The sequence below is a fragment of the Ruania halotolerans genome, from assembly GCF_021049285.1.
GTDB classification, from domain to species: Bacteria; Actinomycetota; Actinomycetes; order Actinomycetales; family Beutenbergiaceae; genus Ruania; species Ruania halotolerans.
On record NZ_CP088017.1, the window covers coordinates 3,404,778 to 3,417,873 of the forward strand.

The following is a 13,096-nucleotide window of genomic DNA, read 5'->3' on the forward strand; positions in this document are numbered from 1 at the left end:
GCCCGCGACCCGGCGGGTCGCAGACCAGGCACAGACCAGAGCCCCGAAAGGGAATCGAACCCTTGACCTTCTCCTTACCATGGAGACGCTCTGCCGACTGAGCTATCGGGGCAGCGGGATCGAGGGTACATGCTCTGGCGGCCCAAGGTGAAATCGGCAGGAGATCTGTGGTGCGGACCACGTTCCCGAGACCGCCACAGTCCGTGGGGACGGCACGTTCCGGTGGTGCCGTCCGGTCAGAATCCACCACCGGTACCGCCCATGTGCCGGCCGCGGTAGTTCTGCGCCGGGTGCATCCGATCGTGAAACCGATCCACCTGGTCGGTGACAGAGGAATCGGTGAGGCCGGCGAAGAAGCTTCTCAGCGCGGCTGCGATGCGCGCCCGTCGGCTGCGTGACTTGCCGGCCATCGTGACCACCCTCCTCCAAGCGATCGCACGCTGCGACCGGCGGTCGATCTCACGCTACCCGCCCTCGTGCGATGGCGCACGAGCGCCAGCAAGTCTCCTCAGGTGGCGCCGGACGCCGAATGGGGCGCCTCCCCGAAGGAGACACCCCATTCGCGCAGCTGGTGGCGGGTGCAGGATTCGAACCTGCGAAGCATTCCGCGGCTGATTTACAGTCAGCTCCCTTTGGCCGCTCGGGCAACCCGCCGTATGGTCGAAGGACCGGATGGAACAATACCAAGTTCAGCGGGACTTCGTGACCACCGGCTGCCGCCAGGCGGCCGCCGCAGCCGAGAAGGAGACCAGCGTGGCGAGTGATTCCTCGTTCGACGTCGTGAGCAAAGTGGACCGACAGGAGGTCGACAACGCCCTGAACCAGGCGGCGAAGGAGATCTCCCAGCGGTATGACTTCCGCAATGTCGGAGCCTCCATCGCCTGGAGCGGCGAGTCGATCGTGATGGCGGCGAACACCGCCGAGCGCGTCCTCGCCATCCTGGACGTGTTCCAGTCCAAGCTGATCCGCCGCGGTGTGTCGCTGAAGGCGATCGACACCGGCGAGGATGAGCCGCAGCCGTCAGGCAAGGAGTACCGCCTGGCCGGCACCCTCAAGGAGGGCCTGTCCAGCGAGAATGCGAAGAAGATCACCAAGCTGATCCGGGACGAGGGCCCCAAGGGTGTCAAGACCCAGATCACCGGTGACGAGGTGCGGGTCAGTTCGAAGAAGCGGGACGACCTGCAGGTGATCATCGCGATGCTCAAGGATGCCGATATCGACGCGGCGCTGCAGTTCGTGAACTACCGCTGACCGCGTGAACTACCGCTGACTGGAGATCTGCGGGCGGTGAGCCACGTCGCCACGTGGTCGCCGCCGTCGGGGTATCAGCGCTCCCAGCCGCCCCGGGCCATCTCCTCCAGGCGGGAAATCCGCTGTGCCATCGGCGGGTGAGAGGCGAACAGCTTCGAGACCGCCCCGGCCTTGAACGGGTTGGCGATCATCAGGTGTGAGACATCGGCCAGGTCACCGTCCGGGCGCAACGGGCGTGCCGCCGTCCCGCTCTCCAGCTTGCGCAACGCCGAGGCCAGGGCGAGCGGGTCCCCGGAGAGCGTGGCACCGTCGGCGTCGGCGTCGTACTCCCTGGTGCGGGAGATGGCCAGCTGGATCAGTGTGGCCGCGAAGGGTGCCAGCAGCGCCATCGCGAGCATCCCGATGACGCCCAGCGGGCCCGCGTCCCGGCCCCGCCCTCCCCCACCGAAGAACAGCAGGAACTGCGCCACCGAGGTGATCACCCCTGCCATCGCGGCAGCCACCGACGAGGTGAGGATGTCGCGGTTGTAGACGTGGGAGAGTTCGTGCGCGAGCACCCCGCGCAGTTCCCGCTCATCGAGCAGCCGCAGGATCCCCACCGTGCAGCACACGGCCGCGTTGCGCGGATTGCGCCCGGTCGCAAAAGCGTTCGGCGCCTCCGTAGGCGAGATGTACAGGCGTGGCATCGGCTGCTGCGCCTTCGTGGACAACTCACGCACGATGGCGTACATGGCCGGCGCCTCGGCCTCGCTCACCGGCTGGGCGCGCATGGCCCGGATCGCGATGGTGTCCGAGCGCCAGTATGAGACGAACGTGGCCACCACGCCCACGCCTGCGAACACCCAGATCCAGATCGAGCTCCCGGTGCCGGAGGCCACCAATGCCCCGAGGCCGAGTACCACAAGCCAGAGCACACCGAACAGTGCGGCGGTCTTCACGCCGTTCATCCACGTGCGCGTCACAGACGTCCTCCCTGCTTCCGAATCGGAGCAGGGCCGCGATCACGCGCGGGCTGTCACTCCACGGGAGATCTCGGTCATCTCCGCGCGGGGTACCACCTTGATGCGCTCGCGTCCTTGCTCCTCACCCAAGGAACGCTCGTAGGAGTCGAGGAGTTCCCAGCCTTCCCACGTGGTGTACGGCACACCGTCGCTCTCGAGCCGGTCCAGGATTGCTTGTGGATCCCGCACCTCGGCCCCGGTGAGAGACCCTGCCTCGATCGCACTGGTGAGGTCCTCGACCAGGTGCCGGATGGTCTCCGCGGCGTCAGACTTCGTGTGCCCGATCAGGCCGACCGGACCTCGCTTGATCCACCCGGTCGTGTACAGGCCCGGGATGTGCTCGCCGTCGGCACCGAGCACTCGACCGCCGGCGTTCGGGATCACCCCGGCCACGTCATCGAAGGGGACGTCCGGCAGCGGTGAACCGAAGTAGCCCACCGCACGATAGACGGCCTGCACATCGAAGTCCTCGTAGGTGCCGGTCCCGCGTACGTTCCCGTCACCGGTGAGTTCGGTGCGCTCCGTACGCAGTCCAACCACCTTTCCATCCTCACCGAGCACCTCATGCGGGGCGTGCAGGAAGTGCAGGTGGATCCGGCGCGAAGCGGTGAGCTCACTCGGATCCCGCAGCGTCCAGTCCGTGAGGGTCTTCACCACCTGCTTGGTCTGGTTGGACGAGCGGATCGCCTCCTCTGAGCCCTCGTCGAAGTCGAAGTCCTCCGGGTAGACCACGATGTCCACATCGGGCACATGGCCAAGCTCGCGCAACTCCAGTGGAGTGAATTTCACCTGTGCCGGGCCGCGTCGCCCGAAGACGTGCACATCGGTGACCGGGCTCTTTGCGAGGCCCTCGACCACGTTCTCTGGGATCTCGGTGGGCATCAGATCCTCGACATGCTTGGCCAGGATGCGCGCCACATCGAGAGCCACATTGCCAACGCCGAGCACGGCCACATGCTGCGCCTCCAGCGGCCAGGTCCGCGGCACATCGGGGTGCCCGTCGAACCAGGACACGAAGTCTGCAGCACCGTAGCTACCGTCGAGATCGATGCCGGGGATGTTCAGATCGGCATCGCGGATCGCACCCGTGGAGAAGATCACGGCATCGTAGTAGCGGCGCACCTCCTCCAACGACAGGTCGCTACCGAAGTCGACATTGCCGATCAGGCGGATGTCACCACGCTGCAGCACCTTGTACAGCGCCGTAATGATGCCCTTGATGCGCGGGTGATCCGGCGCGACGCCGTAGCGCACCAGGCCGTACGGCGCCGGCAGGCGCTCGAACAGATCGACCGAGACCTCAAGGTCCGTCTTGGACAGGATGTCGGCAGCGTAGATGCCGGCGGGGCCGGCACCGACGATAGCGACGCGGAGGGGGGTGGTGGTAGGCACGGTGACGAGATGCCTCTTTCGATGACGTTGGCGGGGGCACGATGATGCCTGGGCGAGTACCAACGACCAGTGTAAGGCTGACCTCACCGTCGGCGCCGCTTGGCGCAGTCGTCTCACGTTTCGGGAGCGGCCTCCCCGCGCCCGGCGCTCAACCGCCCCGCCACCGGCCCGCCAGAGCGCCCCGATCACTCGGAACGAATGGTTCGGCCGGACTGCGCGGTACGTTGGGCGGGTGCCTGCCCCCACCGATCGAGCCTCGGATCGGCTCGATCCGCGAGGGATCGCGGCTGGCTTCGCGGGATACGCATGGTTCGGGCTGCTCCCGTTGTACTTCCCGCTGCTCGCACCCGCGGGGCCGCTCGAGATCACCGCGCATCGAGTGGTCTGGTCGGTGGTGGCTTGCCTGGCCCTGCTGGCGATCCTGGGCCGGCTGGGCGCCTTCACGAGCCTGCTGCGGCAACCACGGCTGACCGCGCGGCTGGCACTCGCGGCCACTTTGCTGTGCGCGAACTGGACCGTCTACGTGTTCGCGGTGATCACCGGTCACGTGGTGGACGGCGCACTCGGCTACTACATCAATCCACTGGTCACGGTCGTGCTCGCCGTGCTGGTACTCGGTGAACGGCTGCGGCGGGCCCAGTGGGTGGCGGTCGGTTTCGCCGCAGCCGGGGTGCTGGTGATCGCCATCGGGTTCGGGTCCTTCCCGTGGATCGCGATCGTGCTCGCCCTCAGCTTCGGTGGATACGGGCTGATGAAGAAGCAGGTAGGTGCACGGGTGGAGGCCCTGCCGGGGTTGGCGGTGGAGACGCTGGTCCTGACGCCGGTGGCGCTGGCCTTCCTCGTGGTGCTCGCCGTCCGGGGAGAAGGAACCTTCGGGAGCCCCGGCTCCGGTGCAATGCCGGCTGCGGGGCTCGCCGCCCTGTTGATCGCTGCCGGGATCGTCACCTCAGTGCCACTCGTGCTGTTCGCGACGGCGTCACGTCGCCTCCCGCTCGCGATGATGGGGCTCCTGCAGTACGTCACCCCCACGATGCAGTTCCTCACCGGGGTGCTGATCTACCGCGAAGCCATGGACTCCAGCCGGTGGGCGGGCTTCGCCCTCGTCTGGGTGGCATTGGTGCTGCTCACCTGGGACATGTTCCGGGCCGGACGCCGCATGCCGCGACTGGCCCCACCGGACCAGTAGCACGCGCCTAGGTCCCCTCACGCGGGCACACCCCGTGGGAATCCAGTTCCGGGGTTCGAATCCCCGCCCGGGTACCCGCAGATGGATTCGAGTGAACGCCGTGGATTCCTACGCTCGGGTAGGGGGTTGGGCTAAGCCATCCGGTCCACGAGGAGCCCGGCGAACACTTCGAGTGCGTCACGGGCTGCGGACTCGGGCAGCGGTGCCAGTTCGGCGATGGCGTCGCTGGACCACCGGCGGGCCATCTCGCGTGCTTCGTCGAGCACGTCATGAACACGTAGCCGAGCGAGCACATCGGCGACCGCCTCGTCCGTGCTCAAGTCGCCATCCAGATCAGCGAGCAACTGCTCACCCTCGGCATCCAACGTTCCGGCCGCCGCGCGAGCCCGAAGTAGCAGCACCGGCATCGTGGCCACTCCCTCGCGTAGATCCGTTCCGGGTGTCTTGCCGGTGGTCTCTGCATCGGAGATCAGATCGATCACATCGTCGGCGAGCTGGAACGCCACCCCCACCTTCTCACCGTAGGAGATTACGGCTTCCTGGGCCGATTCCGCAGCTCCGCTGAGCATCGTGCCGTAGCACGCGGCGGCCGCGATCAGCGAGCCAGTCTTGTCGGCGAGCACCTGTAAGTAGTGTGCGATCGGATCGCCGCCCTCACCTGGCCCGAGGGTCTCGTGCAACTGACCCATCACCAACCGCTCGAATGCTTCCGCCTGCACGCGCACTGCGATCGGGCCGAGGTCCGAGACGAGCCTCGAGGCCCGCGCGAAGAGCAGATCTCCGGTGAGGATGGCCACCGAGTTGCCCCACAGCTCGTGTGCGCTCGGCGCTCCGCGGCGCATCGGCGCGGAGTCCATCACGTCATCGTGGTACAGCGTGGCCAGGTGCGTGAGTTCCGTGGCCACGGCCGCTTGCAGCACCTGTTCGTTCACCCCATCGCCGAACTGGCTGGTCAGCAGAACCAGCACCGGCCGGATCCGCTTGCCTCCGGCAGCGAGCAGGTGACGTGACGTCTCGTCGACAATGCTCTCGCTGTGACGCGCGGCCTCCACGAGGCGACGCTCGATCTCGTCGAGATCGGCGGCGAGCCGAGACTCGAGCTCAGAATCGTCCAGGCCGGGCAGGGGGGAGGTCACGGAATGAACTTAGCCGCTTCAGCCGCGAGGGACAGAATCGGCGTCGGAAGCACACCGAGAACGACAGTCCCCACGGCGCACACGATCACGGCGACCGCGGTCAGACCCTCGGTCTTGACCACCGCGGCCTCGGGAATACCTGCCACGACAGCGCTGCCTGTCTCCACACCCTCGGCGCTCTCCGCTGCGGCTTCACCGGGGTCGGTGAAGAACATCAGCACGATCACGCGGACGTAGAAGAACGCGGCGGCCGCACTGGCCAGCACCGCAACCACCACCAGCGGCCAGGCGCCACCCTCGACCGCCGCTGCGAACACGGCGAACTTACCGATGAATCCCGCGGTCAGCGGGATACCGGCGAAGGAGAGCAGGAACAGGGTGAAGCACATAGCGAGCACCGGGTGCCGGCGCCCGAGGCCGGCCCATTGGCTCAACCTGGTCGCCTCACCGGTGATGTTGCCTTCGGCGTCCTTCTCCCGGACCATGCTCACCAGGGCGAACGCACCCACCGTGGCCAGCCCGTAGACGAGCAGGTAGACGAACACTGAACTGATTCCACTGCTGGTCAGGGCGAGCACACCCAGCAGGACGAACCCGGCATGCGCCACCGAGGAGTAGGCGAGCATCCGCTTGATGTCGGTCTGCACGATCGCAAGTACCGTGCCCACACCCATGGTGAGGATCGCGATCCCCCAGAGCAGCGGGCTCAGATCCCATTCCAGGCCGGGCGCGACCACGTAAACGAACCGCACCATGGCCGCGAAAGCAGCGATCTTCGTACAGGCGGCCATGAACCCGGTAATCGAGGTGGGCGAGCCCTGGTAGACGTCCGGAACCCAGGAGTGGAACGGCACGGCGCCCACTTTGAACAGCAGTCCGACGAGCACGAACACCACACCGGCGAGCAGCACGGTATCCATTCCCACCATCGCCGGTACGGCGGCGGCGAGGTCGGCGAAGCGCACTGAGCCGGAGTACCCGTACAGCAGTGCCACGCCCATCAGGAAGAACGCGGAGGAGAAGGCGCCGAGGAGGAAGTACTTCAGTGACGCCTCCTGAGAGAGCAGGCGACGGCGCCGCGAGAGACCGACCAGCAGGTACAGCGGGAGGGAGAGCACCTCCAGCGCAATGAAAAGGGTCAGGAGGTCACCGGCCGCCGGGAACACGAGCATGCCTGCCACGGAGAACAGCACCAGCGGATAGACCTCGGTCTGTACCAGACCGAGCCGGCGCGCCTGGGCCTCGTAGGCCGAGCCCGGCACTGCCGCCGCCACCGGGGTGAAGGCGTCCTCGCCACCAGAGCGATCAGCGATCACGAGCATTCCCACGAAGGCGCAGATCAGCACGATGCCCTGGGCCAGCAACGCCGGCCCGTCCTCAAGCATCGCCCCGCCGACCAGTTCAGCAGGACCCTGGGACTGCACCACGGTCCAGCGCCAGGCCACGCTCACCAGTGCCGCACCGAGGGCGAGGACGGCGAGCGAGACCTGGACCGCCCGGCGTACCGAGTCCTTCACGAAGGCCTCGATCAGCACGCCGAGCACGGCAGCGCCGAGCACGATGATCAGCGGAGACAGGGCTGCCCAGTCGATCGACGGTGGGATGAACGGGTTCATGAGGCGCTCCCGAGGATCGCGGCGAACTGGTCAGCGGCCGGAGTGAGCAGGTCCAGGACAGGGCCGGGGAAGAACCCGAGGGCGATCATCGCGATCACCAACGGCGCCATCGTCCACCGCTCCCGCGCACTCAGATCGGACATCGTAGGCAGTCCCGAGACGGTGGTGTCCTCGATCGCCGGGCCGGTGAAGATCTTCTGGTAGGCGAGCAGGATGTACAGCGCCGAGAGCACCACACCGACCACGGCGAACACACCGGCCGCCGCATTCGCTTCGAAGCTGCCGAGCAGCACCAGATACTCGGGCACGAATCCGCTCAGCCCGGGTAGGGCGAGCGTGGCGAGTCCAGAGATCAGGAAGACTCCCGCCAGCACAGGCACCACTCGCTGCATCCCGGAGTACGCGGACATCTGCTGGGAGCCACCGCGCTGAGTGAGGAACCCTGCCACCAGGAACAGGGCGGCGGTGGAGACGCCGTGGGCGACCATGTAGATCATCGAGCCGGTCATCGCCGTCTGCGTCCCCACGAAGATGCCCAACACGATCAGCCCGAAGTGCGAGACCGAGGTGAAGGCGATCAACCGCATCACATCGCGCTGGCCGATGGCCAGGATGCCGCCGTAGATGATCGAGATGATCGCCAGCACCACCAGGTAGGGAGCGGCGTTGGCCACGGCATCGGGGAAGAGCGGCAGGCAGATCGCGATCATCGCGAATGTACCGACTTTGTCCAGTACCCCCACGAGCAACGCGGAGGTTCCTGGGGGTGCCTGCGACGCCGCATCCGGGAGCCACGTGTGCACGGGCACCATCGGAGCCTTGATGGCGAAAGCGAGCAGGAAGCTGAGGAACACCCACAACTGCGCGGTGTCGTTCCCTTCGAGCGTGCCCGCCAGGTTGTCCAGGAGGAGGGCCTGTGCCCCGCCTCCGGTCTGCACCAGCAGGTAGATCACGCCGGCGAGCATCACCAGACCACCGGCCAGGGAGTACAACAAGAACTTGATCGCCGCAGGGCGCCGGTTCGGACCGCCGAAGACGCCGATCATGAAATAGACCGGGATCAACATGGCCTCGAAGACCACGTAGAACGAGAACAGGTCCCGCACGGCGAAGATGGCAATCATCATCGCCTCGAGCAGCAGCACCAAGGCCACATACCCCGCCCGACGGCGGTCCAGGGCCTTCGTACGGGCGTCGCCATTGGCAACGCCGTCAGTGCCATCAGTGCCATCAGTGCCCTCGGTGCCGACTGTCGCCACGATGGTCGGCGGCTTCACCTCGTTCCAGGCCGCTGCGATCACGATCGGAACGAGCGCAACCGCGAGCAGGATCATCACCAGCCCGAGGCCGTTGATACCCAGCGCCCAGGAGGCCCCGATCGCGGGAATCCAGGAGTAGCTCTCGGCGAACTGATACCCGCCGCTCGCGTCGAAGCCCGGCACCATCGCCACCGCACCGGCAAGCACCAGCAGGCTCACCACGAGAGCGAGCGGTCGAGCCACTTTCTGCAGACCCGGCACCAGCCAGATCAGGGCAGCAGCGGCCACCGGGACGGCCACGAGCACAGAGAGCCAGGGCAGATCGGCAATAGGGGTAGTCATGGATCCTCCGACTCTAAACTCGCGTGGCGAGGACGACGACAACGGCGAGTACGACACCGATCACCATGACCGAGGCGTAGCTGCGCACATACCCGTTCTGCAGGCGGCGCCAGCGTTCGCCCAGACCCACGGCACCTGATCCGAGGCCCCGGGCTGCGCCGTCGACGACTGACGTATCGGCCTCGGTGAGCACCTCGGTGACTCGCTGGCCCGGAGCGGCAAAGACAGTCTCGTTGACGGCGTCCTGGTACAGATCCACGCGGGCCGCGCGGGTGAGCACGGATCCCTCTGGTGGGCTGAGGGGCACCTCGCGGGCGCCGTACTGCCGCCAGGCCAGGAAAGCGCCGATCAGGACGATGGCGACGGTGGCGACGATCAGCACCGGGATGGGAATCACCGGGTCGTGGTGCTCGACGTGCCCAGTCACCGGCTCGAGCCAGTGGGTGAACGTATCCCCGATGGAGAGCAGCCCACCCAGGGCGACGGATCCGATCGCGAGGATGATCATCGGGACGGTCATCAGTGCCGGTGACTCGTGCGGATGCTGCACGGGACCGGGCCGGCCATTGTCCCCGTCGTTCCAGCGTGCCTTGCCGTGGAATGTCATGAAGAAGAGCCGGGACATGTAGAACGCCGTGATCCCGGCACCCAGCAGCGCCACCGGCCCGAACACCCAGGGCTGCCACCCGTCACCGACGAACGCGGCCTCGATGATCTTGTCTTTCGACCAGAAGCCGGAGAACGGCGGGATACCCAGGATCGCGAGCCAACCGGCCCCGAAAGTGATCCAGGTGATCTGCATCGTCCGGCGCAGTGCGCCGAAGCTGCGCATGTTCACCTGATCGCCCATCCCGTGCATCACCGACCCGGCACCGAGGAACATCCCGGCCTTGAAGAAGCCGTGGGTGAGGAGGTGGAAGATGGCGAACGCGTAGCCGATCGGGCCCAGGCCTGCGGCGAGCACCATGTACCCGATCTGGCTCATCGTGGATGCCGCAAGAGTCTTCTTGATGTCATCCTTCGCGCACCCGACGATCGCCCCGAACAGCAGAGTGACCGCACCGATGATCGCGGCCACCAGCTGAGCTGTCGGCGCCCCCTCGAAGACGGGGCCGGAGCGGACGATCAGGTACACCCCGGCGGTGACCATGGTGGCTGCGTGGATCAGGGCCGACACGGGGGTGGGGCCAGCCATCGCATCCCCGAGCCAGGCCTGGAGCGGGAATTGGGCCGACTTACCGCAGGCGGCGAGCACCAGCATCAGACCGGTCGCGGTGAGGATGCCCTCGTTCGTTCCCTCGGCCGCAGCGAAGACGGTCTCGAAGTCCACCGCACCGATGGAAGCGAACATCAGCATCATCGCGATGAGCAGGCCCATATCACCCACGCGGTTCATCACGAAGGCCTTCTTCGCGGCCACGGCGTACTCGGTGCGCTGGTTCCAGAACCCGATCAGCAGGTAGGAGGCCAGACCCACGCCTTCCCAGCCGACGAAGAGCAGGGCGTAGGAGTCGGCCAGTACCAGCACCAGCATCGCTGCCACGAACAGGTTCAAGTAGGCGAAGAACCGGCGCCGGGCGGGATCGTGCTCCATGTACGCGACCGAGTAGATGTGGATCAGCGCACCGACGAACGTGATGAGCAGCACGAACGTCATCGAGAGCGGGTCAACCAGCAGACCGGCGTCCACGCTCAGGTCACCTGCGGGGATCCAGGAGAACAGGTGCACACCGGCAACCCGGTCCTCACCCGGGAGGCCGAGCAACTCCACCAGGATCGCGATGCCGAGCACGGCCGAGGCGATTGCGGCCAGCACGCCGAGCCAGTGTCCCCACGCGTCGGTGCGGCGTCCACCGACCAGCAGCACCGCGGCGCTCACCAGTGGGATGGCGATGAGCAGCCAGGCAAGATCGGTCAAGGGCGTCATTTCCACAGCTGTCCGGCCCCTATCAGTTCTTCAGCAGGTTGACGTCATCGAGGGACGCAGACCCGCGGGTTCGGTGGATGGACACGATGATCGCCAATCCGATGACCACTTCGGCCGCGGCAACCACCATCACGAAGAAGGCAATCACCTGCCCCTGCAGGTCGCCGTGCATGCGGGCGAAGGTGACGAGCATGAGGTTCGCAGCGTTCAACATGAGCTCCACACCCATGAACGCCACCAGTGCGTTGCGCCGAACGAGCACGGTGATCGCACCGATGGAGAAGAGAATCCCGGAGAGCACCAGGTAGTTCACCAGGGTCATCGCTCGTCCCCCTCGTTCTCGGCGGCCTGACGGTCCGGCATATCCGGCAGCGTGTCCTCCGGCAGCGTCTCTTCGGGCACTGTCTCTTCGGGCACTGTCTCTTCGGGCACTGTCTCTTCGGACACTGTCTCCTCAACCATCCCGTCGGAGGACTCGCGGGACTGCGCATGAGCGTCGTCGGTCGTGTCGACCACGGGCGCGCCGGAGGCGATCATCGCCACCCGGCCGGTCTCTGTGGTGGCCTCGTCGTCGCGGATCACCTGGCCCCGCGTTCGCAGCACGGTGGTGATGGAGGCATCGAGTGTCTCGCCGCTCGCACTCATGGCGGGCATGTCCGCGGAGTTCGTTCGCGCGTACACGCCCGGGCCGGGAGCCGACAGCACCGCGACGTGTCCGCCACTTGCCTTCAGTGCGTTCAGTTTGCGCTCGACAGTCTCCTTCTGCCCCGTCTTGGGGCCGAGGCGACGGCGGTGGCTGAGTACCAGGGCGCCGAGCGCAGCGGTGATCAGGAGGGCAGCGGTGAGTTCGAACGGGAAAACGTAGTCCCCGAAGATCAGCCGGGCCACCCCGACCGGATTCGTGTCTGCATTCGCCGAGGCCAGACCCACCGGGGCTCCGAACGTGGCCCGGGTGACGATCGCCACCACCAAGGCGAGGAGTCCACCACCACCAAGAACAGCGATCCAGCGTTGGCCGGCGAGCGTCTCGGTGAGCGATTCGCGTGAGTCCACGCCGATCAGCATGATCACGAAGAGGAAGATCATCATTACCGCACCGGTGTAGACGACCACCTGCACGGCCCCGAGGAACGGCGCCTCCAGTGCCACGTACAGCACGGCCAGGGCCACCATCACACCAGCGATGCTCACCGCGATGTGCACGGGGCGCTTGACGAACAGCAACGCGAGTGCGCCGAGCACCATCAGCGGGGCAAGTACCCAGAACAGCACCGCCTCGCCGGTGGAGAGGACGAGCTCGTTCATCGCGAACCTCCCTGCGAGCGGGTCGGCGCACTCGCCGCGCTCGCGGCGTCCTTCAGGCTGGGATCGTCCGGGCGATTCTCCTGTACCCAGGCCACCTGCTCTTGACTGGGCCCGGTCACAGCGCCGCGGTAGTAGTCACCATCGGTGGTGCCTTCGGCCATCGGGTGGGGGGCGGAGAGCATCCCCGAGCGCAGCGGAGCCAGCAACTGCTCCTTCTCGAAGATCATTCCGGCGCGTGAGGTATCTGCCAGCTCGTAGTCATTCGTCATCGTCAGCGCACGCGTGGGGCATGCCTCGATGCACAGCCCGCAGAAGATACACCGCAGGTAATTGATCTGGTAGACCTTGCCGAACCGCTCGCCGGGTGCGTACTGCGCCTCCGGGGTGTTGTTCCCGGCTTCGACGTAGATCGCATCTGCGGGGCACGCCCAGGCGCACAGTTCGCACCCGATGCACTTCTCCAGTCCGTCCGGGTGCCGGTTCAACTGGTGGCGTCCGTGGTACCGCGGTGCCGTCGGCTTCTTCTCGAACGGGTACTGCTCGGTCACCACCGGGCGGAACAGCGAGGCCATCGTCACCCCGAAGCCGGCCACCGGGGCGAACATCTCCTCGATCGCGTTCTTCTCGCTATCGCCGTCAACCTCGAAGTCGTTCACGTCGTAGGTGGCGCCGATCGCGTTC

At 66.5% G+C, this 13,096-nt stretch carries 12 protein-coding genes and 2 tRNA genes; 2 read left to right on the top strand and 12 right to left on the bottom strand.

The features are described from left to right. Positions 1–39: 39 nt before the first annotated feature. From LQF10_RS15325 to LQF10_RS15335, 3 genes are all read right to left on the bottom strand, one after another. Positions 40–112: transfer RNA gene (locus LQF10_RS15325), tRNA-Thr, on the bottom strand. A 124-nt stretch (positions 113–236) separates the two neighbouring features. Beyond that, positions 237–410: a hypothetical protein gene (locus tag LQF10_RS15330; RefSeq protein ID WP_231064686.1), complete on the bottom strand. Its 174-nt coding sequence runs from the start codon at positions 408–410 to the stop codon at positions 237–239. 159 nt (positions 411–569) lie between these two features. Next, a tRNA-Tyr gene (locus tag LQF10_RS15335) sits at positions 570–654 on the bottom strand. A 99-nt stretch (positions 655–753) separates the two neighbouring features. Between LQF10_RS15335 and LQF10_RS15340 the strand changes: the two genes are divergently transcribed. Beyond that, positions 754–1,251, top strand: coding sequence for a YajQ family cyclic di-GMP-binding protein (locus LQF10_RS15340; protein WP_231067359.1), 498 nt, complete (start codon positions 754–756; stop codon positions 1,249–1,251). Between the two features lie 74 nt (positions 1,252–1,325). Here LQF10_RS15340 and htpX read toward each other — a convergent pair whose 3' ends face one another. Beyond that, positions 1,326–2,198: a zinc metalloprotease HtpX gene (gene htpX / locus LQF10_RS15345; RefSeq protein ID WP_231067360.1), complete on the bottom strand. Its 873-nt coding sequence runs from the start codon at positions 2,196–2,198 to the stop codon at positions 1,326–1,328. 54 nt (positions 2,199–2,252) lie between these two features. Continuing rightward, entirely contained in the window at positions 2,253–3,644 is a 1,392-nt protein-coding gene (locus LQF10_RS15350) for an FAD-dependent oxidoreductase (protein WP_231064687.1), read from the bottom strand. Positions 3,645–3,876: 232 nt separating this feature from the next. On the opposite strand from LQF10_RS15350, the gene rarD reads away from it, so the two are divergent. Next, positions 3,877–4,830 carry an EamA family transporter RarD gene (gene rarD / locus LQF10_RS15355; protein ID WP_231064688.1) on the top strand — a complete coding sequence of 318 codons (954 nt, stop codon included), beginning with the start codon at positions 3,877–3,879 and terminating at the stop codon, positions 4,828–4,830. A gap of 131 nt (positions 4,831–4,961) precedes the next feature. On the opposite strand, the gene LQF10_RS15360 is transcribed toward rarD, so the two are convergent. Genes LQF10_RS15360 through nuoI form a run of 7 tightly spaced genes read right to left on the bottom strand, consistent with a single transcriptional unit; the run spans position 4,962 to position 13,020 of the window. Next, on the bottom strand, positions 4,962–5,966 hold the full coding sequence (locus LQF10_RS15360) for a polyprenyl synthetase family protein (RefSeq protein ID WP_231064689.1): 1,005 nt from the start codon (positions 5,964–5,966) through the stop codon (positions 4,962–4,964). Beyond that, complete coding sequence (gene nuoN, locus LQF10_RS15365) at positions 5,963–7,582, bottom strand: NADH-quinone oxidoreductase subunit NuoN (RefSeq protein ID WP_231064690.1); 1,620 nt, start codon at positions 7,580–7,582, stop codon at positions 5,963–5,965. The genes LQF10_RS15360 and nuoN overlap by 4 nt, the downstream gene beginning before the upstream one ends. Continuing rightward, complete coding sequence (locus LQF10_RS15370) at positions 7,579–9,183, bottom strand: NADH-quinone oxidoreductase subunit M (protein ID WP_231064691.1); 1,605 nt, start codon at positions 9,181–9,183, stop codon at positions 7,579–7,581. The genes nuoN and LQF10_RS15370 overlap by 4 nt, the downstream gene beginning before the upstream one ends. 13 nt (positions 9,184–9,196) lie before the next feature. Continuing rightward, complete coding sequence (gene nuoL, locus LQF10_RS15375; RefSeq protein ID WP_231064692.1) at positions 9,197–11,110, bottom strand: NADH-quinone oxidoreductase subunit L; 1,914 nt, start codon at positions 11,108–11,110, stop codon at positions 9,197–9,199. Positions 11,111–11,132: 22 nt separating this feature from the next. After that, entirely contained in the window at positions 11,133–11,432 is a 300-nt protein-coding gene (nuoK, locus tag LQF10_RS15380) for an NADH-quinone oxidoreductase subunit NuoK (RefSeq protein WP_231064693.1), read from the bottom strand. Beyond that, on the bottom strand, positions 11,429–12,415 hold the full coding sequence (locus LQF10_RS15385; RefSeq protein ID WP_231064694.1) for an NADH-quinone oxidoreductase subunit J: 987 nt from the start codon (positions 12,413–12,415) through the stop codon (positions 11,429–11,431). Before LQF10_RS15385 ends, nuoK begins: the two co-directional genes overlap by 4 nt. Then, the gene (gene nuoI / locus LQF10_RS15390) at positions 12,412–13,020 is read right to left on the bottom strand and encodes an NADH-quinone oxidoreductase subunit NuoI (protein ID WP_231067361.1); all 609 of its coding nucleotides are present in this window, start codon (positions 13,018–13,020) and stop codon (positions 12,412–12,414) included. The genes LQF10_RS15385 and nuoI overlap by 4 nt, the downstream gene beginning before the upstream one ends. Positions 13,021–13,096: the final 76 nt, after the last annotated feature.

Coding starts and splice junctions, on each gene's coding strand:
- LQF10_RS15330 (WP_231064686.1), bottom strand. CDS start 410: ATGGCCGGCAAGTCACGCAGCCGACGGGCGCGCATCGCAGCCGCGCTG.
- htpX (WP_231067360.1), bottom strand. CDS start 2,198: ATGAACGGCGTGAAGACCGCCGCACTGTTCGGTGTGCTCTGGCTTGTG.
- nuoN (WP_231064690.1), bottom strand. CDS start 7,582: ATGAACCCGTTCATCCCACCGTCGATCGACTGGGCAGCCCTGTCTCCG.
- LQF10_RS15370 (WP_231064691.1), bottom strand. CDS start 9,183: ATGACTACCCCTATTGCCGATCTGCCCTGGCTCTCTGTGCTCGTGGCC.
- nuoL (WP_231064692.1), bottom strand. CDS start 11,110: ATGACGCCCTTGACCGATCTTGCCTGGCTGCTCATCGCCATCCCACTG.
- nuoK (WP_231064693.1), bottom strand. CDS start 11,432: ATGACCCTGGTGAACTACCTGGTGCTCTCCGGGATTCTCTTCTCCATC.
- LQF10_RS15385 (WP_231064694.1), bottom strand. CDS start 12,415: ATGAACGAGCTCGTCCTCTCCACCGGCGAGGCGGTGCTGTTCTGGGTA.
- nuoI (WP_231067361.1), bottom strand. CDS start 13,020: ATGTTCGCCCCGGTGGCCGGCTTCGGGGTGACGATGGCCTCGCTGTTC.